This is a genomic window from Telluria sp. ZB4P36 (assembly GCF_059685865.1).
In genome coordinates this window covers 22,414-47,211 of sequence record NZ_JCASIE010000018.1, presented here as the reverse complement: position 1 = coordinate 47,211, position 24,798 = coordinate 22,414, and the positions used below count along the sequence as shown (strand labels likewise).

The 24,798-nt window shown below is 62.6% G+C and carries 28 protein-coding genes and 1 tRNA gene; 19 read left to right on the top strand and 10 right to left on the bottom strand.

Translation table 11 applies throughout. From position 1 onward, the window contains the following. Positions 1 to 103: 103 nt before the first annotated feature. The 4 genes from rnr to AC56LK_RS20015 all read left to right on the top strand — a co-directional run bounded on the left by rnr (position 104) and on the right by AC56LK_RS20015 (position 5,017). A complete protein-coding gene (rnr, locus tag AC56LK_RS20030; RefSeq protein WP_497186238.1) occupies positions 104 to 2,689 on the top strand; it encodes a ribonuclease R in 2,586 nt (861 codons plus the stop codon). A gap of 3 nt (positions 2,690 to 2,692) precedes the next feature. Continuing rightward, the gene (gene rlmB / locus AC56LK_RS20025; protein ID WP_497186237.1) at positions 2,693 to 3,436 is read left to right on the top strand and encodes a 23S rRNA (guanosine(2251)-2'-O)-methyltransferase RlmB; all 744 of its coding nucleotides are present in this window, start codon (positions 2,693 to 2,695) and stop codon (positions 3,434 to 3,436) included. A gap of 148 nt (positions 3,437 to 3,584) precedes the next feature. Then, entirely contained in the window at positions 3,585 to 4,334 is a 750-nt protein-coding gene (gene cysE / locus AC56LK_RS20020) for a serine O-acetyltransferase (RefSeq protein ID WP_497186236.1), read from the top strand. An 8-nt stretch (positions 4,335 to 4,342) separates the two neighbouring features. Beyond that, positions 4,343 to 5,017, top strand: coding sequence for a YceH family protein (locus tag AC56LK_RS20015; RefSeq protein ID WP_497186235.1), 675 nt, complete (start codon positions 4,343 to 4,345; stop codon positions 5,015 to 5,017). On the opposite strand, the gene AC56LK_RS20010 is transcribed toward AC56LK_RS20015, so the two are convergent. Genes AC56LK_RS20010 through AC56LK_RS19995 form a run of 4 tightly spaced genes read right to left on the bottom strand, consistent with a single transcriptional unit; the run spans position 4,977 to position 7,991 of the window. Beyond that, the gene (locus AC56LK_RS20010; protein ID WP_497186234.1) at positions 4,977 to 5,792 is read right to left on the bottom strand and encodes a hypothetical protein; all 816 of its coding nucleotides are present in this window, start codon (positions 5,790 to 5,792) and stop codon (positions 4,977 to 4,979) included. The genes AC56LK_RS20015 and AC56LK_RS20010 overlap by 41 nt on opposite strands. A gap of 5 nt (positions 5,793 to 5,797) precedes the next feature. Next, positions 5,798 to 6,763, bottom strand: a complete 966-nt coding sequence (locus AC56LK_RS20005; protein WP_497186233.1) for a hypothetical protein — start codon at positions 6,761 to 6,763, stop codon at positions 5,798 to 5,800. Then, a complete protein-coding gene (locus AC56LK_RS20000; RefSeq protein ID WP_497186232.1) occupies positions 6,760 to 7,617 on the bottom strand; it encodes an ABC transporter ATP-binding protein in 858 nt (285 codons plus the stop codon). The genes AC56LK_RS20005 and AC56LK_RS20000 overlap by 4 nt, the downstream gene beginning before the upstream one ends. Further along, positions 7,614 to 7,991 (bottom strand): GntR family transcriptional regulator, encoded by a 378-nt coding sequence (locus tag AC56LK_RS19995; protein ID WP_436106477.1) that lies wholly within the window; start codon positions 7,989 to 7,991, stop codon positions 7,614 to 7,616. Before AC56LK_RS19995 ends, AC56LK_RS20000 begins: the two co-directional genes overlap by 4 nt. Before the next feature lie 199 nt (positions 7,992 to 8,190). Here AC56LK_RS19995 and AC56LK_RS19990 point away from each other — a divergent pair, with 199 nt between their 5' ends. Then, positions 8,191 to 8,583, top strand: coding sequence for a type II TA system antitoxin MqsA family protein (locus tag AC56LK_RS19990; RefSeq protein ID WP_497186231.1), 393 nt, complete (start codon positions 8,191 to 8,193; stop codon positions 8,581 to 8,583). A gap of 3 nt (positions 8,584 to 8,586) precedes the next feature. On the opposite strand, the gene AC56LK_RS19985 is transcribed toward AC56LK_RS19990, so the two are convergent. Genes AC56LK_RS19985 through AC56LK_RS19975 form a run of 3 tightly spaced genes read right to left on the bottom strand, consistent with a single transcriptional unit; the run spans position 8,587 to position 10,586 of the window. After that, positions 8,587 to 9,333 (bottom strand): UDP-2,3-diacylglucosamine diphosphatase, encoded by a 747-nt coding sequence (locus AC56LK_RS19985; RefSeq protein WP_497186230.1) that lies wholly within the window; start codon positions 9,331 to 9,333, stop codon positions 8,587 to 8,589. Positions 9,334 to 9,373: 40 nt separating this feature from the next. Then, on the bottom strand, positions 9,374 to 9,865 hold the full coding sequence (locus AC56LK_RS19980; protein WP_497186229.1) for a peptidylprolyl isomerase: 492 nt from the start codon (positions 9,863 to 9,865) through the stop codon (positions 9,374 to 9,376). A gap of 49 nt (positions 9,866 to 9,914) precedes the next feature. Beyond that, positions 9,915 to 10,586, bottom strand: a complete 672-nt coding sequence (locus AC56LK_RS19975) for a peptidylprolyl isomerase (RefSeq protein WP_497186228.1) — start codon at positions 10,584 to 10,586, stop codon at positions 9,915 to 9,917. Between the two features lie 218 nt (positions 10,587 to 10,804). On the opposite strand from AC56LK_RS19975, the gene cysS reads away from it, so the two are divergent. The 8 genes from cysS (at position 10,805) to AC56LK_RS19935 (ending at position 18,830) form a co-directional block, all read left to right on the top strand. Continuing rightward, positions 10,805 to 12,190, top strand: coding sequence for a cysteine--tRNA ligase (gene cysS, locus AC56LK_RS19970; RefSeq protein WP_497186227.1), 1,386 nt, complete (start codon positions 10,805 to 10,807; stop codon positions 12,188 to 12,190). Continuing rightward, positions 12,190 to 12,852, top strand: coding sequence for a DNA-3-methyladenine glycosylase family protein (locus AC56LK_RS19965; protein WP_497186226.1), 663 nt, complete (start codon positions 12,190 to 12,192; stop codon positions 12,850 to 12,852). The genes cysS and AC56LK_RS19965 overlap by 1 nt, the downstream gene beginning before the upstream one ends. A gap of 103 nt (positions 12,853 to 12,955) precedes the next feature. After that, a complete protein-coding gene (locus tag AC56LK_RS19960) occupies positions 12,956 to 13,933 on the top strand; it encodes an acetyl-CoA carboxylase carboxyltransferase subunit alpha (protein ID WP_497186225.1) in 978 nt (325 codons plus the stop codon). 59 nt (positions 13,934 to 13,992) lie between these two features. Further along, positions 13,993 to 15,363, top strand: a complete 1,371-nt coding sequence (tilS, locus tag AC56LK_RS19955) for a tRNA lysidine(34) synthetase TilS (protein WP_497186224.1) — start codon at positions 13,993 to 13,995, stop codon at positions 15,361 to 15,363. 140 nt (positions 15,364 to 15,503) lie between these two features. Beyond that, complete coding sequence (locus tag AC56LK_RS19950) at positions 15,504 to 16,751, top strand: aspartate kinase (protein WP_497186223.1); 1,248 nt, start codon at positions 15,504 to 15,506, stop codon at positions 16,749 to 16,751. Positions 16,752 to 16,849: 98 nt separating this feature from the next. Continuing rightward, positions 16,850 to 16,942: transfer RNA gene (locus AC56LK_RS19945), tRNA-Ser, on the top strand. Positions 16,943 to 17,953: 1,011 nt separating this feature from the next. Beyond that, the gene (locus tag AC56LK_RS19940; RefSeq protein WP_497186222.1) at positions 17,954 to 18,370 is read left to right on the top strand and encodes a hypothetical protein; all 417 of its coding nucleotides are present in this window, start codon (positions 17,954 to 17,956) and stop codon (positions 18,368 to 18,370) included. Positions 18,371 to 18,380: 10 nt separating this feature from the next. Then, a complete protein-coding gene (locus AC56LK_RS19935; protein ID WP_497186221.1) occupies positions 18,381 to 18,830 on the top strand; it encodes a hypothetical protein in 450 nt (149 codons plus the stop codon). Positions 18,831 to 19,078: 248 nt separating this feature from the next. On the opposite strand, the gene AC56LK_RS19930 is transcribed toward AC56LK_RS19935, so the two are convergent. From AC56LK_RS19930 to AC56LK_RS19920, 3 genes are all read right to left on the bottom strand, one after another. Continuing rightward, positions 19,079 to 19,876 carry an OBAP family protein gene (locus AC56LK_RS19930; protein ID WP_497186220.1) on the bottom strand — a complete coding sequence of 266 codons (798 nt, stop codon included), beginning with the start codon at positions 19,874 to 19,876 and terminating at the stop codon, positions 19,079 to 19,081. A gap of 80 nt (positions 19,877 to 19,956) precedes the next feature. Beyond that, entirely contained in the window at positions 19,957 to 20,424 is a 468-nt protein-coding gene (locus AC56LK_RS19925; protein WP_497186219.1) for a methyltransferase family protein, read from the bottom strand. A gap of 314 nt (positions 20,425 to 20,738) precedes the next feature. Continuing rightward, on the bottom strand, positions 20,739 to 21,158 hold the full coding sequence (locus AC56LK_RS19920; protein ID WP_497186218.1) for a protein tyrosine phosphatase family protein: 420 nt from the start codon (positions 21,156 to 21,158) through the stop codon (positions 20,739 to 20,741). Positions 21,159 to 21,436: 278 nt separating this feature from the next. Between AC56LK_RS19920 and AC56LK_RS19915 the strand changes: the two genes are divergently transcribed. Genes AC56LK_RS19915 through AC56LK_RS19890 form a run of 6 tightly spaced genes read left to right on the top strand, consistent with a single transcriptional unit; the run spans position 21,437 to position 24,671 of the window. Next, positions 21,437 to 21,796: an ArsR/SmtB family transcription factor gene (locus AC56LK_RS19915; protein WP_497186217.1), complete on the top strand. Its 360-nt coding sequence runs from the start codon at positions 21,437 to 21,439 to the stop codon at positions 21,794 to 21,796. Beyond that, on the top strand, positions 21,793 to 22,224 hold the full coding sequence (locus AC56LK_RS19910; protein WP_497186216.1) for a YeeE/YedE family protein: 432 nt from the start codon (positions 21,793 to 21,795) through the stop codon (positions 22,222 to 22,224). The genes AC56LK_RS19915 and AC56LK_RS19910 overlap by 4 nt, the downstream gene beginning before the upstream one ends. A gap of 13 nt (positions 22,225 to 22,237) precedes the next feature. Then, a complete protein-coding gene (locus AC56LK_RS19905; protein WP_497186215.1) occupies positions 22,238 to 22,675 on the top strand; it encodes a YeeE/YedE family protein in 438 nt (145 codons plus the stop codon). 27 nt (positions 22,676 to 22,702) lie between these two features. Then, positions 22,703 to 23,506 carry a sulfite exporter TauE/SafE family protein gene (locus AC56LK_RS19900; RefSeq protein WP_497186214.1) on the top strand — a complete coding sequence of 268 codons (804 nt, stop codon included), beginning with the start codon at positions 22,703 to 22,705 and terminating at the stop codon, positions 23,504 to 23,506. Between the two features lie 45 nt (positions 23,507 to 23,551). After that, positions 23,552 to 24,250: an MBL fold metallo-hydrolase gene (locus AC56LK_RS19895; RefSeq protein WP_497186213.1), complete on the top strand. Its 699-nt coding sequence runs from the start codon at positions 23,552 to 23,554 to the stop codon at positions 24,248 to 24,250. 19 nt (positions 24,251 to 24,269) lie between these two features. After that, positions 24,270 to 24,671, top strand: a complete 402-nt coding sequence (locus AC56LK_RS19890) for a class I SAM-dependent methyltransferase (RefSeq protein WP_497186212.1) — start codon at positions 24,270 to 24,272, stop codon at positions 24,669 to 24,671. Positions 24,672 to 24,798: the final 127 nt, after the last annotated feature.

The window sequence follows — 24,798 nt, the reverse complement described above, 5'->3', positions numbered from 1 at the left end:
ATCGCTCTCCGTTACACTACGCCTGTCAAGGTGTCAATCAATCGGCAGCCGCCGAGGCCGGCGCTGACCTCAACGCCATCACTAAGAGAAATAAGAAAACGATTTGAAGCAACCTACTCATACCATTCCTAGCCGCGAGGAAATCCTCGCCGTCTTTCGCAGTGCCAAAGGTCCGATCGGCGCGGCCGAACTGGCGCGCGCCCTCAAGGTCAAGCCCGCCGCGCAGGAAGTACTCGGCCGCCGCCTGAACGCCATGGAACGCGACGGCCAGATTCGCGCCGACGTCAGCGGCACCTATCTGCTGGCCGACCAGTCCGGTTTCATCACCGGCCGCGTCAACGCGCACCGCGACGGCTTCGGCTTCGTCATTCCGGACGAGGGCGGCGACGATCTCTTCCTGAACGACAAGGAAATGAACAAGGTGCTCAACGGCGACCGCGTGCGCGCACGCGTCACCGGCACCGACCGCCGCGGCCGCCCGGAAGGCACGATCGTCGAAGTCATCGCGCGCGCCAACACCCACCTGATCGGCCGCCTGATGAACGAAGGCGGCGTCTGGATCGTGTCGCCGGAAGACGTCCGCATGAGCCAGGACGTGCTGGTGGCGGGCGGCCCCGGCAAGGCCAAGGCAGGGCAGGTGGTCAGCGTCGAGCTGATCGAGCAGCCTTCGCGCTTCCAGCAGCCCACCGGCAAGATCGTCGAGGTGCTCGGCGAGCTGGACGACCCCGGCATGGAAATCGAGATCGCGGTGCGCAAATTCGGGGTGCCGCACGTCTTCTCCGCCGCCGCGCTGAAGCAGGCCAACCGCCTGCCGAACGAAGTGGTCGAGGCCGACCTGGCCGACCGTGTCGACCTGCGCGACGTGCCGCTGGTGACCATCGACGGCGAAGACGCGCGCGATTTCGACGACGCGGTCTACTGCGAGCCGGTCAAGATCGGCGCTACCCGCGGCTACCGCCTGCTGGTGGCGATCGCCGACGTCAGCCATTACGTGAAGCCGAACGATGCGCTGGACGTCGACGCGATCGAGCGCAGCACCTCGGTCTACTTCCCGCGCCGCGTGATCCCGATGCTGCCCGAGAAGCTGTCCAACGGCCTGTGTTCGCTGAACCCGGCGGTCGACCGCTGCACCCTGGTGTGCGACATGGTCGTGACCCAGGACGGCGAAGTGACGGCCTACCAGTTCTACCCGGCCGTGATGCACTCGGCCGCGCGCCTGACCTATAACGAGGTCGCCGACATCCTCGGCAACACGGGCGGTCCGGAAGCGCAGCGCCGCCCCGGCATCGTGCCGCACCTGCTGCACCTGAACGAGGTGTTCCGCGCGCTGCTGAAGGCGCGCCAGGAACGCGGTGCGATCGACTTCGAGACCACCGAGACCTATATCGTCTGCAATGCCGTGGGCAAGATCGAAAAGATCATTCCGCGCACCCGCAACGATGCGCACCGCCTGATCGAAGAATGCATGCTGGCCGCAAACGTGTGCGCGGCCGACCTGCTGATCCGTCACAAGCATCCGGGCACCTTCCGCATCCACGCGACCCCGACCGAAGAGAAGCTGCTGCAACTGCGCACCTTCCTGAAGCTGGTCGGCCTGAACCTGGGCGGCGGCGCCAAGCCGAGCGCGCGCGACTATGCCGAGGTGATGCAGAAGATCAAGGAGCGTCCCGATGCGGCCCTGCTGCAGACCATGCTGCTGCGCTCGATGCAGCAGGCGGTCTACAGCCCGGACAACGTCGGCCACTTCGGCCTGGCATACGAAGCCTATGCGCACTTCACCAGCCCGATCCGCCGCTATCCCGACCTGTTGACCCACCGCGCGATCAAGGCCATCCTGCAAGGCAAGAAGTACGAGCCCAAGGGCATCGAACTGGGCAAGCTGAACACGACGGTGTCGAATTCGGCGCGCAAGCAGGCGGCCAAGGACAAGGCGGCCGGCACCCGGAAGAACGAGAAGGACCTGACCATCTGGGACGCGCTGGGCGTGCACTGCTCGGCCAACGAGCGCCGCGCCGACGAAGCCTCGCGCGACGTCGAGAACTGGCTGAAGTGCTACTTCATGCAGGACAAGCTGGGCGAGGACTTCACCGGCACCGTGTCCGGCGTGACCCCGTTCGGCATCTTCGTGACCCTCGACCAGCTCTACGTCGAAGGCCTGGTGCACATCAGCGCATTGGGTACCGACTACTTCCAGTACGACGAAGCGCGCCACGAACTGCGCGGCGAGCGCAGCGGCCAGATCTACAAGCTGACCAGCAAGGTCAACGTCAAGGTCGCGAAGGTCGACCTCGAGTCGCGCAAGATCGACCTGATGCTGGCCGAACGTACGGAGAGCGTCCCGGCGCCGATGGAGCGTGCCCGCAAGGCCGCGATCGATGCGATGGAAGGCAAGGCGCCCAAGGGCCGCAAGGGCAAGGGCGCGGCCGCTCCTGCGCCGGTGCAGGCTTCGCGCTTCACCAGCACCGAAAAAGAGGCTAGCGAGGAAGATCAGGATGTCGTCTTCGTGCCGCCGCCGCGCGTGCCGCGCAGCGCCCGCAAGCCTGCCGCCAAGACCGAAGCCAAGACCGAGGCCAAGAGCGCCGGCAAGACCGCCAGTAAAACACCAACCAAGCGTGCGTCCAAGAGCGCACCAGCAACCAAAGCGGTGGCCAAGACCCCCGCGTCCAAAACCAGCAGGAAGAAACAGTAATACATGAAAAATAAAATGTTATTCGGGTTCCACGCGGTGACCTCGCGGCTGCGCCACGAGGCCCAATCGGTGGAAGAGATCTTCGTCGACGCCGCACGCCAGGACCGCCGCATGCAGGACCTGATCGCCAACGCCAAGGCGGCCGGCGTACGCGTGATGCCGGTCGATGCATCGCGCCTCGACAAGATCACCGGCACCCGCCGCCACCAGGGCGTGATCGCCTTCGCCAGCCAGCTGGCGCTGGCGCGCAACCTGGACGAGCTGCTGGACGCCGTCGAAGGTCCGCCGCTGCTGCTGATCCTCGACGGCATCACCGACCCGCACAACCTGGGCGCCTGCCTGCGCGTGGCCGACGGCGTCGGTGCGCATGCCGTGATCGTCCCGAAAGACCGCGCGGTGGGCCTGAACGCCACCGCCGCCAAGGTCGCGAGCGGCGCGGCCGAGAGCGTCCCTTATATCACCGTGACCAACCTGGCGCGCACCATGCGCGACCTGAAAGACCGCGGTATCTGGCTGATCGGCACCTCCGACGATGCCGACAAGGGCCTGTACGAAGCCGACTTCACGGGTCCGGCCGCGCTGGTGATGGGTTCGGAAGGCGAGGGCATGCGCCGCCTGACCCGCGAGACCTGCGACTTGCTGGTCAACATTCCGATGTTCGGCGCGGTCGAGAGCCTGAACGTGTCGGTGGCCTCGGGCGTATGCCTGTATGAGGCACGGCGCCAGCGGATCGCGCGCGAAGGCTGATCCGTTTCACGCCTGGCTGAAGGGAGCATGCCGCCGGCATCGCTCCCTTCAGTGCATTTGGGGAAGCCGTTTCTCCCATCTTGCGGCCTCCCAAGCAAACCCCGTAAACATACGCTACCATCATCCTTGGTTTGCGATCTTACTTATTATGTTTTCCAACTTATTTGCCAATCTGCGCGGCGATATCCAGAGCATCATCCAGCGCGACCCCGCCGCCCGCAACGGCTGGGAAGTCCTCACCTGCTATCCCGGCCTGCACGCCGTGATCATGCACCGCTGGGCGCACGCCTGCTGGACGCTTGGGCTGAAGTGGGTCGGCCGCTTCATCTCCTACCTCGCCCGGATCATCACCGGCATCGAGATCCACCCCGGCGCCACCATCGGCCGCCGGGTCTTCATCGACCACGGCTTCGGCGTCGTCATCGGTGAAACCGCCGTGGTCGGCGACGACTGCACCATCTACCAGGGCGTCACCCTGGGCGGCACTACCCTGGTGGCCGGCACCAAGCGCCATCCGACGCTGGAGCGCGGCGTGATCGTCGGCGCCGGCGCCCAGGTGCTGGGCGCGTTCACGGTGGGCGAGTATGCCAAGGTCGGCTCCAACGCCGTGGTCATCAAGCCGGTGCCGTCGGGCGCCACCGCGGTCGGCAATCCGGCCCACATCATCCGCAAGGAAGACCAGTCGCGCAGCGCCCACCTGTTCGCCGCCTACGGCGTCACGCCCAACGGCGACGATCCGCTGTCGAAAGCCCTGCGCGGCCTGATCGACCACGTCGCGCGCCAGGACGAGCAGATCGAACGCCTCACCAACACCATGCGCGAGGCCGGCCTGTGCTGTCCGAAGGTGGCCGAGGGTGATAAACTCGATTCGGAACAACTGAACCGACTGGTCGACTGAGGAATCGCATGACGAATGAAGTGACGGGCACGCCCGACGGCGCCGTATTGGACCCGATGGAAATCCGCGTGCTCGCGGTGCTGGCCGAGAAAGAGGCGCTGACACCCGATAACTACCCGATGTCGGTGAACGCGGTCGTCAACGGCTGCAACCAGCTGTCGAGCCGCGACCCGATCATGCAGATGACCGACGAAATGGTCCAGGACACCCTGCAGCGCCTGATCGAGAAGAAGCTGGTGAATGCGATCTCGCAGGCCGGCGCCCGGGTCGTGAAGTACGAGCACCGTATGCGCATCAAATGGACCCTGGAGCAGGACAAGGTGGCCGTCCTCAGCATCCTGATGCTGCGCGGCCTGCAGACGGCCGGCGAGATCCGTACCCGCACCGGGCGCCTGCACGAGTTCCGGAGCGTGCCGGAAGTCGAGACCGTGTTGCAGTTCCTGAGCGATAAATATCCGCCGCTGGTGGCGCGCCTCGACCGCGCCCCCGGCACCAAGGAGGCGCGCTACGGCCACCTGCTGGGCGGCGAACTCCCTGTCTTCGAGGCGCCCGCCGCCGGCGCCGGCCTCGGTGGGGGAGGTGCCAGCCGCGTCGGCCAGCTGGAACAGGAAGTCGCCGCCCTGCGCGGCGAACTCGAGGAACTCAAGGCGCAGTTCGAGGCGTTTCGGCAGCAGTTCCAGTAGGCGTTTCGGCAGGGTCCGCATACGTCAGCTCGATGATCGCGTCGTCGCTCCAGGTGGAGTTGCCGATCGGTACGTCGAACTGTTCCCCCTTGACCTTCAATTGCGCCGAGCGATTCCCTTCGGCCAGGATCGCCCGGGCGAGCGGCCGCTCGGCCCGGTAGCCGAAGTGGGCCCGCTTGCTGGCGCCCTCCCAGCGCATGTCGTCCTGGTCGCCGAAGAAGCCGCACCAGTCGGTCCGCAGCAGGATGGTGTTGATGGTCAGGACCCAGAAAGTCGGAATCTCCGCCTTGGCCATCGCCACCGTCACCTTGCATTCCAGGCGCAGGTCGCCGAGGCGCCGCTGGTTGGCCGCCAGGCCCGGCGTGCGGATGTCGGGCTCGGTACGGTAGACGCGCTTTTTGCGGTTCAGTTCCAGCTCGCTGTCCGCATCCTCGGCCGCCTCGCTGCGCGGCACCACGAAGCGCCGGTCGGCATCGATGGCGACCGGCAGCTTGAAGCCGCCCTCGCCGACGAGGCGCAGCGCCAGCGGCTCCGCCGACTCGTCCTTCCCGCGTCCCGTCAGCCGGAACTGCAGGCGTTCGGCCGCGGGCGCCAGGCTGTGGTACTTGTCGAAGGCGTCCAGGCCGGCCAGGATCACCTTGTACTTGCGGACTTCCGGATTGCGCATGGCATTGACATGCACGGGCTCGAGTTGACGTGTCGCTTGTTCCTCCGCGGCGCCGGCCGCGCCGCAGAGGAACACGCTCCCGAGAAACAGGGTGGGGAGGGCGCGCATTCGGCTCAGCCCTCGTCGCGCCAGCGGCGCAGGCGCACTGCGACGGCGATCATGGCGACGCCGATGGCGGCGGCGATCCAGACGCCCGAGCTGGCCAGCGTGGAGTAGGACACGCCCAGCAGGGTCATCGGATCCAGGCCGTACTGCTGGTTGATGAGCTCGATGTCCGGCTGCGACAGCCAGATCCCCGGCACCAGGCCGGCCAGGCCGCGCATCACCACTTCGCTGACGAACCAGTCGACGTCGAACACCGTGTCCGACACGTGGCCGACGATGAAGTTGAACCACTTCAGCATCAGGGCCACGACCAGCGGCGTACCGACCGCCCACAGGAAGACCTTGGAGCGCGCCCAGCTCGACACCATCAGGAGCCAGCCGACGGTCGGCAGCGCCCAGATGATGTACAGCGGCAGGAAGGCCAGCAGGTACAGGGGGCTCAGGTAGAGGTTCGGCTCCATCAGCACGGGCGCGAACAGGTTCATGCCCTTGCCGGTGGCGCTGATCATGCCGAGCACCAGCAGCACCAGCGCGGTCGCGGTACCGATCGCGATCGTGATCACGGGGGCGACGACCAGGGCGGTGACGACTTTCGACAGCACGGTGTCGCGGTCCGACAGCGGCAGCGACTTCCAGAACAGGATGCTGCGGTCGCGGCGGTCGTCATGCAGGGCCCCCAGGCAGTAGAAAAACACCACGACGGTCAGCACCAGGAACAGCGGCGCGGCCAGGCCCATGTAGCTCGAGGCGGCGACGTGGGCGATCTTGTAGCGCAGCGCCGACGGCACGCCCTGGATCGAGACCACGGTCTGGCCGTCGATCTGGATGTTCTCGTGGCCGCCGAAGGTCATGGCGTACATGAAGCCGACGCCGACCAGCAGGACCATCGCCGCCGCCACCGCGACCGGCGTCCAGAAGAAGGCGCCCTTGTGCTCCCAGAACTCGCGCCGGAGCAGCCATTTCATTGTTTTCATGCGTAGGTTCCTTTCATGGTTGCCACGAACAGGTCGGCAACGCTGGGATTGCGGGTCTCGCCGAGCTGGGCCAGCTGGGTGCGCGACACGCCGTCGAACAGCATCACGGACTTGCCGAACACGCTGCGCTGGTCGATCGGTGCCAGCGCATTCGCCGCGCCGACCTTGTCGGGCGGGACCATCACTTCGGTATAGCGCTCGCCGATCTCTTCCATCGACGCGGCCAGCACGATCTTGCCGTCGCGGATGAACATCAGGTCGGTCAGGATGTGCTCGACTTCTTCCACCTGATGGGTGGTGATGACGATGGTCTTCTGCTCGTCGAAGTAGTCTTCCAGCAGGTTCTGGTAGAACTGCTTGCGGTAGAGGATGTCCAGGCCCAGGGTCGGCTCATCGAGCACCAGCAGCTTGGCGTCGATGGCCATCACCAGCGCCAGGTGCAGCTGGACGATCATCCCCTTCGACATTTCCTTGACCTTCATGGTCGGCTTCAGCTTGGTATTCGCGATGTAGCGCTCGGCCTTGGCGCGGTTGAAGCGCGGATGCACGCCTTCCACGAAGTCGACCGCGTCCTTCACGCGCATCCAGCGCGGCAGGATGGCGACGTCGGCGATGAAGCAGACTTCCTTCATGAGGTCGTCGCGCTGTGTGCGCGGGTCGAAGCCCAGCACCGAGAGCTGGCCGTCGAAGTCGATGAGGCCGAGGGCGGCCTTGAGCGTGGTGGTCTTGCCCGAGCCGTTGGGGCCGATCAGGCCGACGATGCGTCCGGCCGGGACCTCGAAATCGATACCGTCGACGGCGCTGCGCTTGCCGTAGCGCTTGGCTAAGCCGCGTGCGGAGAGCACGGCATTCATGCTGAACCTCCCGGGGCATTGCCTGCCGAGGCTTGCAGCAGTTGCTCGACGTTGAGGCCGAGGCGGCGGATGCGTTCGACCATGGCGGGCCATTCCTCGCGAATGAAGCGCTCGCGTTCGGTGGCCAAGAGTTTCTCGCTAGCTCCTTCGGTAACGTACATGCCAATCCCCCTTCGTTTTTCCACCAAGTTTTCGTCGACCAGTTCCTGGTAAGCCTTGGACACGGTGATCGGATTCAGTTGATATTCGGCCGCGATCTGGCGGACCGAGGGCAGGGCGTCGCCGGCTTTCAGAATACCGTCGAGCATCATGCCCACCACCCGCTCCTTGAGCTGGCGGTAAATGGGTGCGTTGTCATTCCAGCCGACTGTCATGTCCAGTCCTCCCTTGTCTCGGCGCTGCATTGTTCATGGTCGTCTCCTTGTCGTGCTTGGTGGTGCTGCATTGAGGTGGTGTTGTAGTGAAGTATAACAGTGGCTTGGTAAATGTAAACATACATATTGAACAAAAGTGCGGGCGCGGCCTCGGGACGCACTTTGGTAGGATGGGGGACCGATAGAGAAGGAGGGAGCGATGCTGACCTGCCCGAACTGTGGCCTCTCGCCGCTGACGCATGCGATCAGGGAAATGCAGTACACCTACAAGGGACAGAGGACGACCATTCCCGAAGTGTTGGTCGAGCATTGTGCCGGGTGCAAGGAAGTGATGTTCGCGGCGGGCGAGCACGATCACTATGGCGAACTGGTGGCGGCCTTCCGCAAACAGGTGGATGCGGACGAGCTCAAGACGATCCGGGCGATGCGCAAGCGCCTGGGTCTGACCCGGCACAAGGCGGATGAGATGTTCGGGGATGGAGCAGGGGACTTCGCGCGCTATGAATCGGGCGAGGCGGATGCGCCGGTGGCGCTGGTCAAGTTGTTGAGGCTGTTGGGCAAGCATCCGCAACTACTGGATGCTGTTCGGTAGGGGCTAGGCTAAGTCGTGGCGTGTCAGCGTCCCATCGTGTGCCAGCGCGATCCACCCGCCACGCCGCGGCTCGGCATCCAGCTCCCAATCCGGCAGCACGTAACGCAGCTTGCCGTCCGTCTCATGCACGGCCGGCCGGTGCGTATGCCCGTGAACGATGACGCTCGCATCCGTGTCGCCGTACAGCTTCTCGACGGCCTCGGGCGCCACGTCCATGATCTCGTAGGACTTGCCCGCCTGCGCCTCGCGGCTGCCTTCGCGCAGTCCGGCAATGATGGCCTTGCGCTGCGCCAGTGGCATGCCGAGGAATTGCTGCTGCCATTTCCGGTCGCGCACCTGGGCGCGGAAAGCCATGTACTTGAGGTCGGCGGTGCACTGGGCGTCGCCGTGGACCAGCGCAATGCGCCTGCCGCCGGCGCTGATGACATGGGGTTCTTCCAGCAGGCTCAGGCCCGCGGCCTCGGCAACGCCCGGCCCGACGAGGAAATCGCGGTTGCCGGCCAGCCAGTACACGGCCGTGCCCGCAGCGCTCACGGCGCGGATGGCGTTGAGGACTTGCTGGTGGAAAGGCTCGGCAAGATCGTCGTCGCCGGCCCAGTATTCGAAGATGTCGCCGAGCAGGTAGAGCCGCTCGGCATGCACGGCGCGCTCGGCCAGGAAGCGGAAGAAGGCTTCGGCCGTGCGCGGGTGCGCGGCCTGCAGGTGCAGGTCCGAGATGAACAGCGCAAACGTGCGCTCGGGCGTGGTCATCGAACTGATGGGTGTTGCTGGCCCCGGCGCACTGCGATCATCAGATGACTTCGGCCTTCTCGATGACGACCGGATCGACCGGCACGTCCGAGTGCATGCCGCTGCGGGTGGTCTTCACGCCGTTGATCTGGTCGACGATGTCCTGGCCTTCGGTGACCTTGCCGAACACGGCATAGCCCCAGCCGTCCTGGCCCGGATAGTTCAGGAAGGCGTTGTCCTTGGTGTTGATGAAGAACTGTGCCGATGCCGAATGCGGCGCCGAGGTGCGGGCCATGGCGATGGTGTACTTGTCGTTCTTCAGGCCGTTCTTGGCTTCGTTCTCGACGGTCGTCTCGGTCGGCTTTTGCTTCATGCCCGGTTCGAAGCCGCCGCCCTGGATCATGAAGTCCTTGATCACGCGGTGGAAGATCGTGTTGCTGAAGTGACCCTTGTTGACGTAGTCGATAAAGTTGGCAACGGTCTTCGGCGCTTTTTCGGCGTCCAGTTCGACGGTGATGTTGCCCATATTGGTGGTCATGCGTACGCTGGTCATCTTGTGTCCTGTTCCTTGGTTATTGTTGAGATGCGAGATTGCACATCCGCTATTTTACAAGCTTGTCGCCTTTGAGCACGCTCACGGACTTGATGAAGACCGGCGTCACCGGCACGTTCTGCATGCCGCGCACGTCGTCCACCACCACGCCCTTGATCTTGTCCACGACTTGCTGGCCTTTGACGACCTTGCCGAAGACGGTATAACCCGAGCCCTTGTAGTTCGGGTAATCGATGCCCGAATTGTCGGCCACGTTGATGAAGAACTGGGAGGTCGCCGAATCCGGATGATCCTCGCGCGCCATCGAAATGGTGTACGGCTGGTTCGACAGGCCGTTACTCGATTCGTTCTTGACCGGCTTGTTGGTCTTGCGCCCCTCGAACTTCTCGTTCATGCCGCCGGCCTGGATCATGAAGCCGTCGATCACGCGGTGGAAGATCGTGCCCTTGTAGAAGCCCTGCTTGACGTACTGCATGAAGTTGGCGACCGTTTTCGGCGCCCGTTCTTCGTCGAGCTGGACGACGATCTCGCCCATGCTGGTCTTGATCGACACTTGCGGGCCCTTGACGACGGGGGCGGCGGGCGCCGCCTCGGCGGCGGGTTCGGCCTGGGCTTCTTGCGGCGCGGCCAGCGCGGCGCCGGTCAAGGTGCCACATAAACTCAGGGCGCCGGCGCCCAGGGCGATGCCCTTGAGCAGCGAGCGGCGGAAGGCAGTCGTCATCGTCTTGGCTCTCCTCTGGTGGACACTGCGCAAAGCGGTGTCAAGTCTTTTCCCGAAAAATAAAGCTGAGCCATATGCGGCCAGACGGGATTTTAACAATGCTATACTTTGCGCAGAACGCCCCATTCTATCAAAGAAGAACAACACCCGAGGGTACAGACGGTCTCGACGCAATCCCCGCGGTTTGCCCCGGTCCTCTCCCTCACCAGATTACACCCATGAGCCAACTCAAGATTTACAACACGCTCGCGCGTGACAAGCAGGTATTTGTCCCGATGGAAGCCGGCAAGGTCGGCATGTATGTGTGCGGCATGACCGTCTACGACTACTGCCACGTCGGGCACGCGCGGATGATGATGGCCTTCGACGTCATCTATCGCTGGCTCATGGCCTCGGGCTACGAGGTCACCTACGTCCGCAACATCACGGACATCGACGACAAGATCATCAAGCGCGCCGTCGAGAACGGCGAAACCATCGGCGCCCTGGTCGAGCGCAATGTCAAGTACATGGACGAGGACATCGGCGCGCTCAACATGCTGCCGCCGACCGTCGTGCCGCGCGCCACCGAATACGTGCCGCAGATGCTGTCGATCATCGAACAGCTGGAACGCAAGGGCCTGGCCTACCGCAGCGACGACGGCGACGTGAACTACGCCGTGCGTGGCTTCGAGGGCTACGGCAAGCTGTCCGGCAAGTCGCTCGACGACCTGCGCGCCGGCGAGCGCGTCGACGTCAACAGCGGCAAGCGCGATCCGCTCGACTTCGTGCTGTGGAAGGCCGCCAAGGAATCCGAACCCGCGGAAGCCAAGTGGGACTCCAAATGGGGCAAGGGCCGTCCGGGCTGGCACATCGAGTGCTCGGCCATGTCCTGCGCCACCCTCGGGCAGCACTTCGACATCCATGGCGGCGGCGCCGACCTGCAGTTCCCGCACCACGAGAACGAGATCGCGCAATCTGAGGGTGCGTTCGGCGGCAACATGGTCAACTACTGGATCCACAACGGCTTCGTGCGGGTGGATAACGAGAAGATGTCCAAGTCGCTGGGCAATTTCTTCACCATCCGCGACGTGCTCAAGCAGTACGACGCCGAAATCATCCGCTTCTTCATCCTGCGTGCCCACTACCGCAGCCCGCTGAACTATTCGGACGCCCACATCGACGACGCCAAGGGCGCGCTGACCCGCCTGTACACCGCGCTGTCGACGGTGGACATCGATGCCGAGCAGCCTGCGGTCGACTGGGACGAAGCCCACGCCCTGCGCTTCCGCGAAGCCATGGACGACGACTTCAACACGCCGCTGGCCGTGGCCGAGCTGTTCGACCTGGCCGGCGAAGTCAACCGCAGCAAATCCCTCGACGCCGCGCGTCAGCTGAAGGCCCTGGCCGGCGTGCTGGGTCTGCTCGAGCGTGCGCCGCAAGCCTTCCTGCAGGGCGGCAGCGAGGGTGGCGATGCCGGTATTGACGACGCCATCGCGCGCCGCGCCGCCGCCAAGAAAGCCCGCAATTTTGCCGAGGCGGATGCCATCCGCGCCGAACTGACTGCCGCCGGGATCATCCTGGAAGACAAGCCGGACGGAACGACGACCTGGCGCCGCGCATAATGGCGGCCGACAAGGACACGCCGGGCCTCGAGGCCGGGGCGCAGGACGAACTTTCCGTTCCCGCCTACTGGGCGGAAGCGAAGGCCGCCCTGATGGGGCGCGACCGCATCATGGCCAAGCTCATCCCGCAATTCGGCGACCTGCACCTGCGCGGCCATCCCGATCCCTTCACCACCCTGGCGCGCTCGATCGTGGGCCAGCAGGTGACGCCGAAGGCGGCCGACGCCGCCTGGGGCAAGCTGCTGGCGATCTGCCCGAAGCTGTCCCCGGCCCAGGTAATCAAGGCCGGCGCCGCAGAGCTGGCCGGCTGCGGCCTGTCCAAGCGCAAGACCGAATACATCCTCGACCTGGCCGACAGTTTCAAGGCCAAGCGCGTCCACGCCGACCTGTGGTCGCAGATGGACGACGAGGCCGTCATCGCCGAACTGGTCCAGATCCGCGGCATCAGCCGCTGGACAGCGGAGATGTTTTTGATATTTAATCTGCTCCGGCCGAATGTGCTGCCGCTCGACGACCCCGGCCTGATCCAGGGTATCAGCCAGAATTATTTCTCTGGCGAACCTGTTTCGCGCAGTGATGCGCGCGAGGTCGCGGCCAACTGGGAGCCCTGGCGCACGGTGGCCACCTGGTATCTGTGGCGCAGCCTGGACCCACAACCCTGATGTGATATCCGACGCGGGTACGGTAAAATAACGCCCAAAACAGGGCCAGAGCGGCTGCGCCCCATCCATAAGCGCTGCTGCCACGAAATAATCCGGAGGTACAATGACTAAAACAACTTTCCTCAATTTTGAGCAGCCGATCGCCGAGCTCGATTCCAAGATTGAAGAGCTGCGCTTCGTGCAAGACGATTCCGCAGTGGACATCTCCGAAGAGATCGACCGCCTGGCCAAGAAAAGCCAGCAGCTCACCAAGGACATCTACGCCAAGCTGACCCCGTGGCAAGTGTCGCAGATCGCCCGTCACCCGCAGCGTCCTTACACGATGGACTACGTGAACGCGATCTTCACCGACTTCCACGAACTGCACGGCGACCGCAGTTTCGCCGACGACCAGTCGATCATCGGCGGCCTGGCCCGCTTCAACGGCCAGGCCTGCATGGTCATCGGCCACCAGAAGGGCCGCGACACCAAGGAGCGCGCGATGCGCAACTTCGGCATGCCGCGTCCGGAAGGCTACCGCAAGGCCATGCGCCTGATGAAGCTGGCCGAGAAGTTCAACCTGCCGATCTTCACCTTCGTCGATACCCCGGGCGCTTTCCCGGGCATCGACGCCGAAGAGCGCGGCCAGTCGGAAGCGATCGGCCACAACCTGTACGTCATGGCCGAGCTGAAAGTGCCGCTGATCGCCACCATCATCGGTGAAGGCGGTTCGGGCGGCGCGCTGGCGATCGCCGTCGGCGACGCGGTGCTGATGCTGCAATACTCGACCTATTCGGTGATCTCGCCGGAAGGCTGCGCCTCCATCCTGTGGAAGACCTCGGAGCGCGCCTCCGACGCCGCCGACGCACTGGGCCTGACCGCACACCGCCTGAAGGCCATGGGCCTGATCGACAAGATCGTCAACGAGCCGCTGGGCGGCGCGCATCGCGATCCGAAGCAGATGGCCCAGCTGCTCAAGCGCGCGCTGGCCGACACCCTGCGCCAGTTCCAGGGCATCAAGACCAAGGACCTGCTCGAGGCGCGTCACCAGAAGCTGATGAGCTACGGCAAGTTCAAGGAAACGCTGCCGAGCGAAGAGTGAGTTCCAGGCATGCCGGATCCGCATCTAAGCTGAACCCTTCGGCAGTCTTTGCGCAGGCCATGGACGGCCTGCGCGAAACGTATTCCCCTTCCTCCATGGCGATTGCCTGCAGCGGCGGCCTCGATTCGATGGTCCTGCTGCGGCTGGCGCACGCCTGGGCGGCGGAGCAGGGCATTCCCTTGCACGCCTTTCACGTCCATCACGGGCTGAGCCCGAATGCCGATGCCTGGCTGGCGCACTGCGCGCAAGCCTGCGCGGCGCTCGGCATCGCCTTCGACCATCGCCGCGTCGAGGTCGTCAAAGGCAAGGACGGCATCGAGTCGGCGGCGCGCAAACTGCGCTACCGCGCCCTCGGCGAGCTTTGCCAGCAACACGGCGTGCCGCTGCTGCTCACCGCCCACCACCTCGACGACCAGGCCGAAACCGTCCTGCTGCAACTGCTGCGCGGTTCCGGTCCGGCCGGCCTGTCCGGCATGGACGCCGCCAACCGCGCGCCAGGCCTGCTGGGCGATCCTGATCTCGTGATGGCACGGCCGCTGCTGGCGCTGTCGCGCGCCCAGCTCGAAGCCTATGCCCAGGACGAGGGCCTGGACTGGGTCGAGGACGAATCGAACAGCGATCCGCGTTACGCGCGCAATGCGCTGCGCCATGGCGTGATGCCGGCGCTGGCCGCCAGCTTTCCCGGTTACCAGCAGCGGCTGGCGCGCGGTGCGGCCCACGTGCAGGCGGCCCAGCGCATCCTCGACGAAGTGGCGGAGCAGGATCTTGCCGCCTGCCAGGATGGCGAGGCGATCGACCTGGCCCGCGTCCAGGGCCTCAGCCGCGACCGCACCGACAATATGCTGCGCCATCTGTTCTCGGTGCGCGGCCTGGCCATGCCCTCGACCGCTTGGCTGGGAGAAATGGTGTCCCAGCTGTTCTCGGCGAGGGAAGACGCCCAGTTGAAAGTGACGCATCCGGCCTGCCACATCCGCCGCCACCGCGGCAAGCTCTACCTCACGCCGAAGCTGCCGGACTTGGCCGGCATGCGCGACCCGGACGACGAAGGCGTGCTCGTCAAGGAAGGCGAGGGCTTCCGTTGGAACGGCGAGGCCGCACTGGCGTTTCCGGCCTACGGGGGCGTGCTGCATTTCGACCCCGCGCCGCAGGGCTTCGATCCGGCCTGGCTGCGCAGCCAGGCCTTGATCATCGATTTCCGCAAGGGCGGCGAGCGTTTAAAACTTGCCGCAAATCGTCCGAGCCGTGGGCTGAAAGCGCATTACCAGGCGCTGGGCGTACCGGCCTGGGAGCGCGAACGCGCGCCGCTGGTCTGGGCCGGCCACGAGTTGCTGTTCGCCGCGGGCATCGGCATGGATTGCCGCTGCATCCCGGACGGGGAAGGCGAGCGAGTCGCCTTGCGCTGGGTACCCGATCCTATTCGGGCCGGGTAGAGAGTTACTATACGAAAAAGGTATTACTTTATTTTCTTTTCGTATAGCTTTTTCTCCCACCAGTCTTGTGATACTGCGCTGCAGCATGCTAGAGTAAAGGTCCCCTTTTGATCTTTCAACAAGCTGGAACCCTTCCTGATATGGCTTTAATTGTCCACAAATATGGCGGAACGTCGATGGGCTCGACGGACCGTATCAAGAATGTCGCGGCCCGCGTGGCCAAGTGGCATGATGCCGGCCACCAGATCGTGGTGGTCCCCTCGGCGATGTCCGGTGAAACCAACCGCCTGATTGGACTGGCCAAGGAAATCATGGCGCAGCCGGACCCGCGCGAACTGGACATGATTGCCTCGACCGGCGAACAGGTCTCGGTCGGCCTGCTGGCGATGGCGCTGCTGGCCATCGGCAAGGACGCCGTCTCCTACACCGGTTGGCAGGCCGGCATCCGCACCGACTCCTCGTTCACCAAGGCCCGCATCCAGTCGATCGACGACACCCGCGTGCGCGCCGACCTGGAAGCCGGCAAGATCGTGATCATCACGGGCTTCCAGGGCATGGACGAGGATGGCAACATCTCGACCCTGGGCCGCGGCGGTTCCGACACCTCGGCGGTGGCGATCGCCGCCGCGCTGAAGGCCGACGAATGCCTGATCTACACCGACGTGGACGGCGTCTACACGACCGACCCGCGCGTGGTGCACGAGGCGCGCCGCCTGGAGAAGATCACCTTCGAGGAAATGCTCGAGCTCGCATCGCTGGGCTCGAAGGTCCTGCAGACCCGCTCGGTCGAGTTCGCAGGCAACTACCAGGTCCCGACGCGCGTGCTGTCGTCGCTGACCGATCCCCTGATGCTGCTGGACGAAGAAGCGAAGTCCGGCACCCTGATTTCGTTTGAGGAAGAAAGCAACATGGAACAAGCCGTCATCTCCGGTATCGCCTTCAATCGCGATGAAGCCAAGATCACCGTCCTGGGCGTGCCGGACAAGCCGGGCGTCGCCTTCCACATCCTCGGCCCCATCGCCGAGGCCAACATCGAAGTGGACATGATCATCCAGAACCAGTCGGTGGATGGCAAGACCGACTTCACCTTCACCGTGTCGCGCAATGACTACGTGAAGGCGATGAGCGTGCTGGAAGGCCAACGCGAGGCACTGGGCGCGGCCAAGATCCTGGGCGACGCGAAAGTGTCGAAGGTGTCGGCGGTCGGTGTGGGCATGCGCAGCCACGTCGGCGTGGCCTCGCAGATGTTCCGCACGCTGTCGGAAGAGGGCATCAATATCCTCATGATTTCGACCTCGGAAATCAAGATCTCGGTGCTGATCGACGAGAAGTACATGGAGCTGGCGGTGCGTGCCCTGCACAAGGCTTTTAACCTCGAGCAAGCTTAACAATTTTCAAAATTTTTAGGCGTGCGTCCTTGACGCAACAGGCACCAGCCCTTAAGATGCCTGCACTCAGCGCTGACTGACAACAGTTGGTTCTGATTGGAGACGTGGCCGAGTGGCCGAAGGCACTTCCCTGCTAAGGAAGCATACGGCTTATACCCGTATCGTGGGTTCGAATCCCACCGTCTCCGCCAAGACAATTGTTTTAGGGAAACCTTTAACAATCAAAAAAACCGCTAGCCTTCAGGCAGCGGTTTTTTTGCTTCTTAGTATCATGATTGTGAATCTAGTTCGAATCCCGTTGTCCTTGCGTATATGGCAACAGAATGGCACGTGACTGTACCGTTACGTGGAACGCTGAGAACGCGCCTGATCTCCAGTCAAGTGATAGTCACAATTAGACCAAGACCTTGATCGTTCTAAGTAACCCCCTCAGTGTCAAACCACGCTGATTCGCACGAAACATCGAAGAATGCACTTGCTTGGTAGTTAAATGGGACATTACGGGAATAATGTTTAAAACCGCATCTGTCTTGATGGAACCGGTTAATGTGTTTTGTCGTGGCGATTCACGACGGGCTACCTAGTTTCTGCCATCTGACATTGAGGCGTCGTCGTGCTCTCCGGCCGCGAATTTCCCACGACGTGAAACTCGCATCCACTGCCGATGAACCGCTGATCAGGCAATACGACTTCTCGCACTCGAAGGAGGGCGCACGAATCTTTACCAAGTCGGATATAAAACCTGATCTTCCGAAAGAATCATGCGGTCGACGCAACCGCTGCGCCACCCTGTTGTTCAACTATCCCGTGCATATCTGTCGCAACGGCGCTTGACGGAGGATATGTGGCTCTGTAATGCGGATCGCTACCCGCGCCTGCTCACCATCACGCCACCTTAGGCGCCCACCCGAGCATTTGGGAGCTGACAAAAGGAGAGTTCCTCTACCCCTTAGCTTGCTTGCTCGACGCGCAGTCTTACGGTTGTCGTGAGTACTCATCGGTAACCGAGTCCCGGGTTGACGTATACAACTTAATGCGGGCCACCACTAATCTTTGCGTTGCGGAACAGTACATCCCAATCTCATAAATTGGCCTAAGATTGGTCGCGCAGACCTTATCAGGGTCCCGTTCACTACCACCAGGCGTATTAGGAAGACTGGCGACAAAGCCGTTGAGTATTCATTATTGACATGGAGGCTCCGATGTTTCCTGCAACAACTGAAAAGGCCGAACGCAACACGTCACCGGCTGCCATACAGCGGTTCGACCAAGAGTTTCGAGAAAACATCGCGCGCTTTAAGGAGGCGGACAAGCGGGCGATAGAGCATCGCTTGAGAGAACTTGATCGTGAGTGGAATGTCGAGAGGGCAATCGAGCTCGAAGCGCCGACTATGATTCTCCTCGGCCTGGCGCTGGGCAGCCTGAGCAATCGTAAATGGTTCGCGGTGTCCGTGATGGCGGCGAGCATGGTTATTCTGCACAACCTCCAGGGCTGGTATCCGCTTCTGCCCGTTTTTCGCGCCGCAGGGCTACGGACCGCCGAAGAGATCGAGCAGGAACGCATGGCGTTGAAGGCATTGCAGGGTGAAAAATCCACGCTGGCTTATTCAATTCACTAAGGAGACGACGATGTTCGCTGCCACCGCGACCCAAGTATCAGGCCATACCTCGCCGCATCTGAACGATCAGATTCGGCACGAGGCGCAGGAACGGATCAGGGAATATGAACACGACGACAGGAACGCCTTGATCACCCGTCGCCTTCATGAGCTCGAACACGAGTGGGATGTCGAGCGTACCCTGCAGACAAATTTCGCCACCCTATCGCTTGTCGGCCTCGCACTTGCGCTCAAGAGCGACAAGCGCTGGCTGGCACTGGCTGCCGGCGTGCCTCTCTTCATGGTGCAGCACGCGCTGCAAGGTTGGTGCCCGCCGCTTCCGGTGCTACGCAGGCTAGGCGTGCGCACAGCGAGAGAAATCGCCGAAGAGCGCTATGCACTGAAATCGCTGCGGGGTGACTTCGACGATGTCGATGGCTCGAAGGATACGGACGCAATCGTCCGCGCGGTCCGAGCCTAGACTCTGGCGGGTGTCTGCAGAAAAAAGGAGGAACAATGAGTTTTCGCCAGTTGTTCGAGCCGCTGTAGAGCACTTATACATATCCGCTCGGCTGGGAAGAGACCGGCCACGCGAGGTTGAGGAATGACGGCCCCTTGAACCGTACAGCGTCACCGTACGGTCTCCCAGCCTGTATTCTTATGAATGCAATGCAATCCACATGCGGCTGCCGGCGTGTTTCTTGAGGGGGCGCACGTGCCCCATGATCGTCAATTACCCGGCTTCTGTCCGGAAGCGTTCTGGTCAACGACACCAGGGATTGCTTTCGTTGACCGGGGGAATTTGCCTTTCAGATCGTCTACTCCAGATTGAGGCTTGGCAAGCGCGCGCAGATCAGAGCGCTGCTCACGTTTTTTGGCCGTGTCAACTTTCAACTGCTTGTCACGCGCCTTGCCCAAGCCAGGCATGATTTCACCATCTCGATTGAATGACCAGGCAAGCATGGCTTCACCCAACGGGATTTTATCGCCCCGCTTGCCCTGATGACCGGTATGCCACACATGCCAGGTCTTGCCATAGCTGTTCATTTTCTTCTTCATCAGGGCATGCTCAGCAGCGGCTGGCAGTCCTGGCGCAACAAGCTGGCCGGACAGGATCTCACCGTTATGCGGATGCCAGTATTCTCGCTCTTCTTGGGGCAGGGTACTGAACAGCTTTTCGGAAATTATATATTCCACCCCATTCATGTTGGCGGTTCTTGTATTGCCGTCGAACAGCACACACTGCGCAAAGTCCTCGTTGACCTGATGGCAGTAATGGTGTGCCTCCATCTGCATTTCCGGATTCTCCTTCATTGGATGAAACCCATCCAGATACACATCGAACCCTTTGAGAGGAGAGTTGCTCTGCAAGATCTTTGCGCCTGCCTCGAGCATCTTTGTATCGCCATATTTTGCCTCGCCTGCCGGTCTGGTCTTGGGTGGCGACCCGGGCTGCGCTGACGCTACGCGTCCACTCCCAAGTCCGACGACACAAATTGCTGCGGCTATACATGCGTTCAGTTTCATTTCAGACTCCTCATGTGTAAATTCTTCTATAAATGAACGTTCCAGTGAATCGTATTTCACAGGGTACCCGGACCCACGCATCAGTAAAGGTAAGGCAGTAGCTTCCTGACCCTGGCCTGATACGCCGGATAGTCGGGATAGCGCTCCAGCAACCACCTTTCCTCGAGCGTTGCCTTGCGGTCGAAAAATACGCCTAACAGCAAGGTCAGTGCGATACGCAAAGGGCTCAATGTCAATAACGAAATCCCGAGCGCGGCCAGAAGCAGGCCGAAATAGATGGGGTGCCGTACCAGGCGGTAAGCGCCACTCGTGACGAGTTGAGCCCTAGGCAAGGGCCGGGGGAAAGGCGTAAGCGATTTCCCGAGCGAGACGACACTACTGCCGAGAACAGCGATTCCGCCCAGTACGGCGATTGCTCCCAAGACGCCGAACACCATCGGCGCAGGCCAAGCTGGCCCGACCTGGGGCATCAGCAGGAAGAGTACAAATAGCAAGACCTGGATCACTACCCAGGCTTCGCCACGGTTGCCGAAATGGTTTCGATTCATGCCATATCCAGTTTTCGCTGAGAAGCACCACGAGGTTGCGGTAAGCCAGCAAGCTGCCGTCGGCAAGCACCACGGTGTTACGTTCCGGGGCAAACCCGGCAGTCGCGGCCTTGATCCAGCGAATCCCACGCGGCATGACCGAGGCCATGTCGTGCACGGTATTGCAGGCCTTGAAGATGCCGGCCCCGACCACGGTCCAGTCGGGCTGGTAGAAGTGGGTGGTAGCAGGTTCAACGATGGCGATGGCGATGCCGGACAGCCGCGCCGCCTCCCACGATGAGCACATCATGTGATGCGGACATGTCTGTCTCCGTCTATTTTTTTTTCTCAAGGCGCGGTGCAAGCGCGCTGAGATCGTACCCGGCCTGCGACGCAGCCTCCAGCAGCGCGGAGGGGGCTTCCTCACCCGCGCGGGAAAGCGCCCACATCGAGGTTGAACGCCGTCCCGTGCGGCAATAGCCGAGTACCGGCTTTGGCAACTCGGCCATCAATTGCCCGAACGCGGCCGCATGGGAATCGGTGACGTTGTCCGGCGCCGCCGGCAGATACCGCGCTTCCACTCCGAAGCGGGCGGCCTCCTGTTCGATCTCGCTAAAAGCAGGCTGGCCCGGTCCTTCGCCGTCCGGCCGGTTGCAGATGATCGAACGAAAACCCTGTTGCGCCAAGGCGGGGATGTCCTCGAGTTGAACTTGTTGCGAGACCGCGAGGTCCGGGCTGAGCTGTTTTAATGTCATGGGATCTCCTGGGAGGTTGATGTCGTCGTCCGACCAAAGCGCTTGCGAGCTTGCGGCCGCGGAAGGAGTGCCGCTTACCGGCCATGCTGACCGAGGAAGCACATCGGCCGCCAAATCAGCAATTCCACTTGTAGCGATGACGTGCCATGTCGAAGCATACGTCCGACTTCCGACTTGGCACGCGCGCGATGTCGCCGGTGACCGATATACAGACAATATACTTGAAAATAGTTTGATATGCTATATACTATAAAAATGTATTTTGATAGGTGGACAGGATGTTAAAGAAAGATGAGGAAGAGGGGCTGTGCCCGGCCGATGGCATCGATATCGAGTCGATGCGCCGTGCTGCAGAGCAGGCCTGCGGCCTGTTAAAGGCACTGGGCAATGTTGACCGTCTGCTGCTGCTTTGCCAGATGACACAAGGAGAGTTCTGTGTCAGCGAGCTGGAAGCCTTGACCGGCATTCGCCAGCCCACACTCTCGCAACAGCTTGGCGTGCTGCGCGACGAGCAGCTGGTCCATACCCGCCGTGAGGGCAAGCAGATTTATTACAGCATGGCGAGCAGGGAAGCGATGGCCGTGATGGAAGTTTTGTACGGGCTGTACTGTAAACCGATGAAGGAGAGTAAATCATGACCATTAACTGGAGCGAATTCACGCCGTGGGCGTCGCTGTCTGGCGGCTTGCTGATCGGGCTCTCGGCCGCGTTGTTTGTACTGTTCAACGGCCGGATTGCCGGCATTAGCGGCGTGCTTGGCGGTTTACTGCGTCCGCTACGCGGCGACATTTCCTGGCGTATCGCATTTCTGGCTGGACTGCTCGGTGCGCCTTTGGTGTACGGGATGTTTGCTACCTTGCCTGAGGCCCGCATCGAAGCCGGCACCGGGACCCTGGTTGTCGCCGGATTGCTGGTCGGGCTGGGCACGCGCTATGGGGCCGGCTGCACCAGCGGCCACGGCGTATGCGGACTGTCGCGGCGTTCGCCGCGCTCCCTGGTCGCCACGGCGAGCTTCATGCTGGCCGGCTTTGTCACCGTGTATGTCGTACGCCACCTGATGGCTTAAGGAAGGAATTCTCATGCAGATCGTAATGGCATTGATCGTCGGGCTTATCTTTGGTATCGGGCTGCTCGTATCGGGCATGGCCGACCCGGCGAAAGTCATGAATTTTCTCGACCTGGCTGGTAGCTGGGATCCTTCGCTGGCATTCGTCATGGGTGGCGCGATTGCAGTCGGTTTGATCGCATTCCATTTTGCCGCCGGGCGCAAGAAGTCGCTGCTCGGCGATGCCATGCGCTTGCCGACTGCCACGCAGATCGATCGGCGGCTGGTGTTCGGCGGTTTGACCTTTGGGGTGGGCTGGGGCCTGGCGGGCTACTGCCCGGGGCCGGCGCTTGTGTCGCTGGTCGGCGGTGGCGAGAAACCGCTCATTTTCACTGGCGCACTCCTGGCCGGCATGGCGATCTTCGAGCTGCTGGAGCGCCTGCCCGCTGCCCCAGGCAAGCAGCATGTGTAAGCGTATCGCCAGGGCGAGGGCGACGTCATGCTGATCAGTCTGGGGCTGGGTCTGGTGGTCGGCGTGGTCCTCGCGCTTACCGGCGCCGGCGGTGGCATTCTTGCGGTGCCGCTCCTCGTCTTTGGCATGCAAATGGGGGTTGCCCAGGCCGGTCCGATCGGCCTGCTGGCGGTCGGCATGGCGGCGGCCCTCGGTGCCATCCTCGGCTTGAAGGCCGGGATCGTACGTTACCGGGCCGCCGTCCTGATCTCGGTAACAGGGATGCTGTTGTCGCCGGTCGGCTTATGGCTTGCGAACCGTATCGACAATCGCTGGCTGAGCGTACTGTTCGCACTCGTTCTCTTGTTTGTGGCTTTCAACACATTTCGGCGCGCTACGGGTAAACAGGCTGTCCGTCAGGACCCTGTTGACCTCGAGCAGCCGTGCATGCGTGACGGCGGTACAGGTCGCTTTGTCTGGACGGCGCGCTGCGCGCGTTCGCTCGCGTTGTCCGGCACGCTTGCAGGGATGCTCTCCGGCCTGCTTGGTGTTGGCGGCGGCTTCGTGATGGTGCCGGCGCTGCAGCGTTATACGAACCTGGATATGCAGTCGACCGTGGCGACCTCGCTTGCGGTGATCGCACTGGTGTCGGTGACGGGAGTTGCCTCGAGCGCGATCGCCGGCTCGATGAGTTGGCCGGTGGCACTGCCGTTCGCCGCAGGGGCCCTGGCCGGCATGCTGGTCGGCCGCGTCGTATCGGACCGCTTGGCCGGACCGCAGTTGCAGATCGGTTTTGCCGTCGTGTCGGCGCTCGTCGCGGTGGGCATGATTGCTAAGGTACTGTACCGATAACCCGAGCCGCCATGCGGCGCTCATCCTACTTCAAGGAGAACCTCCATGCATCTCAAACCCATCCAGCTGTTTGACACCGAGTCTTCGACCTTTACCTATATTCTTGCAACCAAGGCCGGCGGCGAGGCAGTGCTGATCGATCCTGTCGATGAACATTGGGAACGCGACCTGGCGCACCTGCGGCGCCTCGACCTGAAGCTGGCTTACGTCCTCGAGACGCATGCCCATGCGGACCACGTCACGTCTGCCGGCAAGCTGCGCGAGCTGACCGGCGCCAAGGCGGCGGTTCCGAGCGGTTGCGGCATCCCTCCTGCCGACGTCCAGTTGAACGACGGCGATGTCATCCGCTTCGGCGGCGAGGAGATTCTCGTATTGCATACGCCCGGCCACACCGCAGGGAGCATGAGCTATGTGTGGCGCAACAACGTGTTCACCGGCGACACCCTCCTGATCAACGGTTGCGGCCGTACCGATTTCCAGAGCGGCAGCGCCGATGCCTTGTTCGATAGCGTCACGAAGAAGCTGTTTTCGCTTCCGGACGACATGTTGATGTGGCCGGGGCACGACTACAAGGGCCAGGTGGTATCGACGATCGGTTGGGAGAAGCAGCACAACGCGCGCCTGGCCAACCGCAGCCGCGATGAGTTCGTCCAGTTGATGGCCGAGCTGGATCTGCCCAAACCGAAACGGATCGATGTCGCCGTACCTGCGAACCAGAACCTGGGCTTGCCGCACAGCGTCTGACGCATGGACAGGGATTGCGATGATGGAAGATACAGCGGCAAAGGCGGCAAGCCTGTGGGATCAGCGCTACGGCACACCCGAATTTCTCTTCGGGACGGCGCCCAACAACTACCTGGCCAGCCAGCGGCGCCTGCTCCGGCCGGGGATGCGGGCGCTGGCGGTCGCGGACGGCGAGGGCCGGAACAGTGTCTGGCTCGAACGCCAGGGCCTGAACGTGGACGCGTTCGATGTCTCGTCGGTGGCCGTCGGCAAGGCCAGGCAGCTCGCCAGCAATGCCCAGGTAGCGGTTGGCCTCCACATCGCCGATTGCGATGCCTGGAGCTGGGAACCGGCATCTTACGACGTGGTCGCGGCGATCTTCGTTCAGTTTGCCGACCCGCCCAAGCGGGCCGCCTGTTCGCAAACATCATCAGCACACTGAAGCCGGGCGGCATCCTGATTTTGCAGGGATATACGCCCAGGCAACTCGACTACAAGACTGGCGGTCCTGGGGTGTTGGAGAATCTCTATACTGAGGAAATACTGCGTACGGAACTTGGCACACTGGA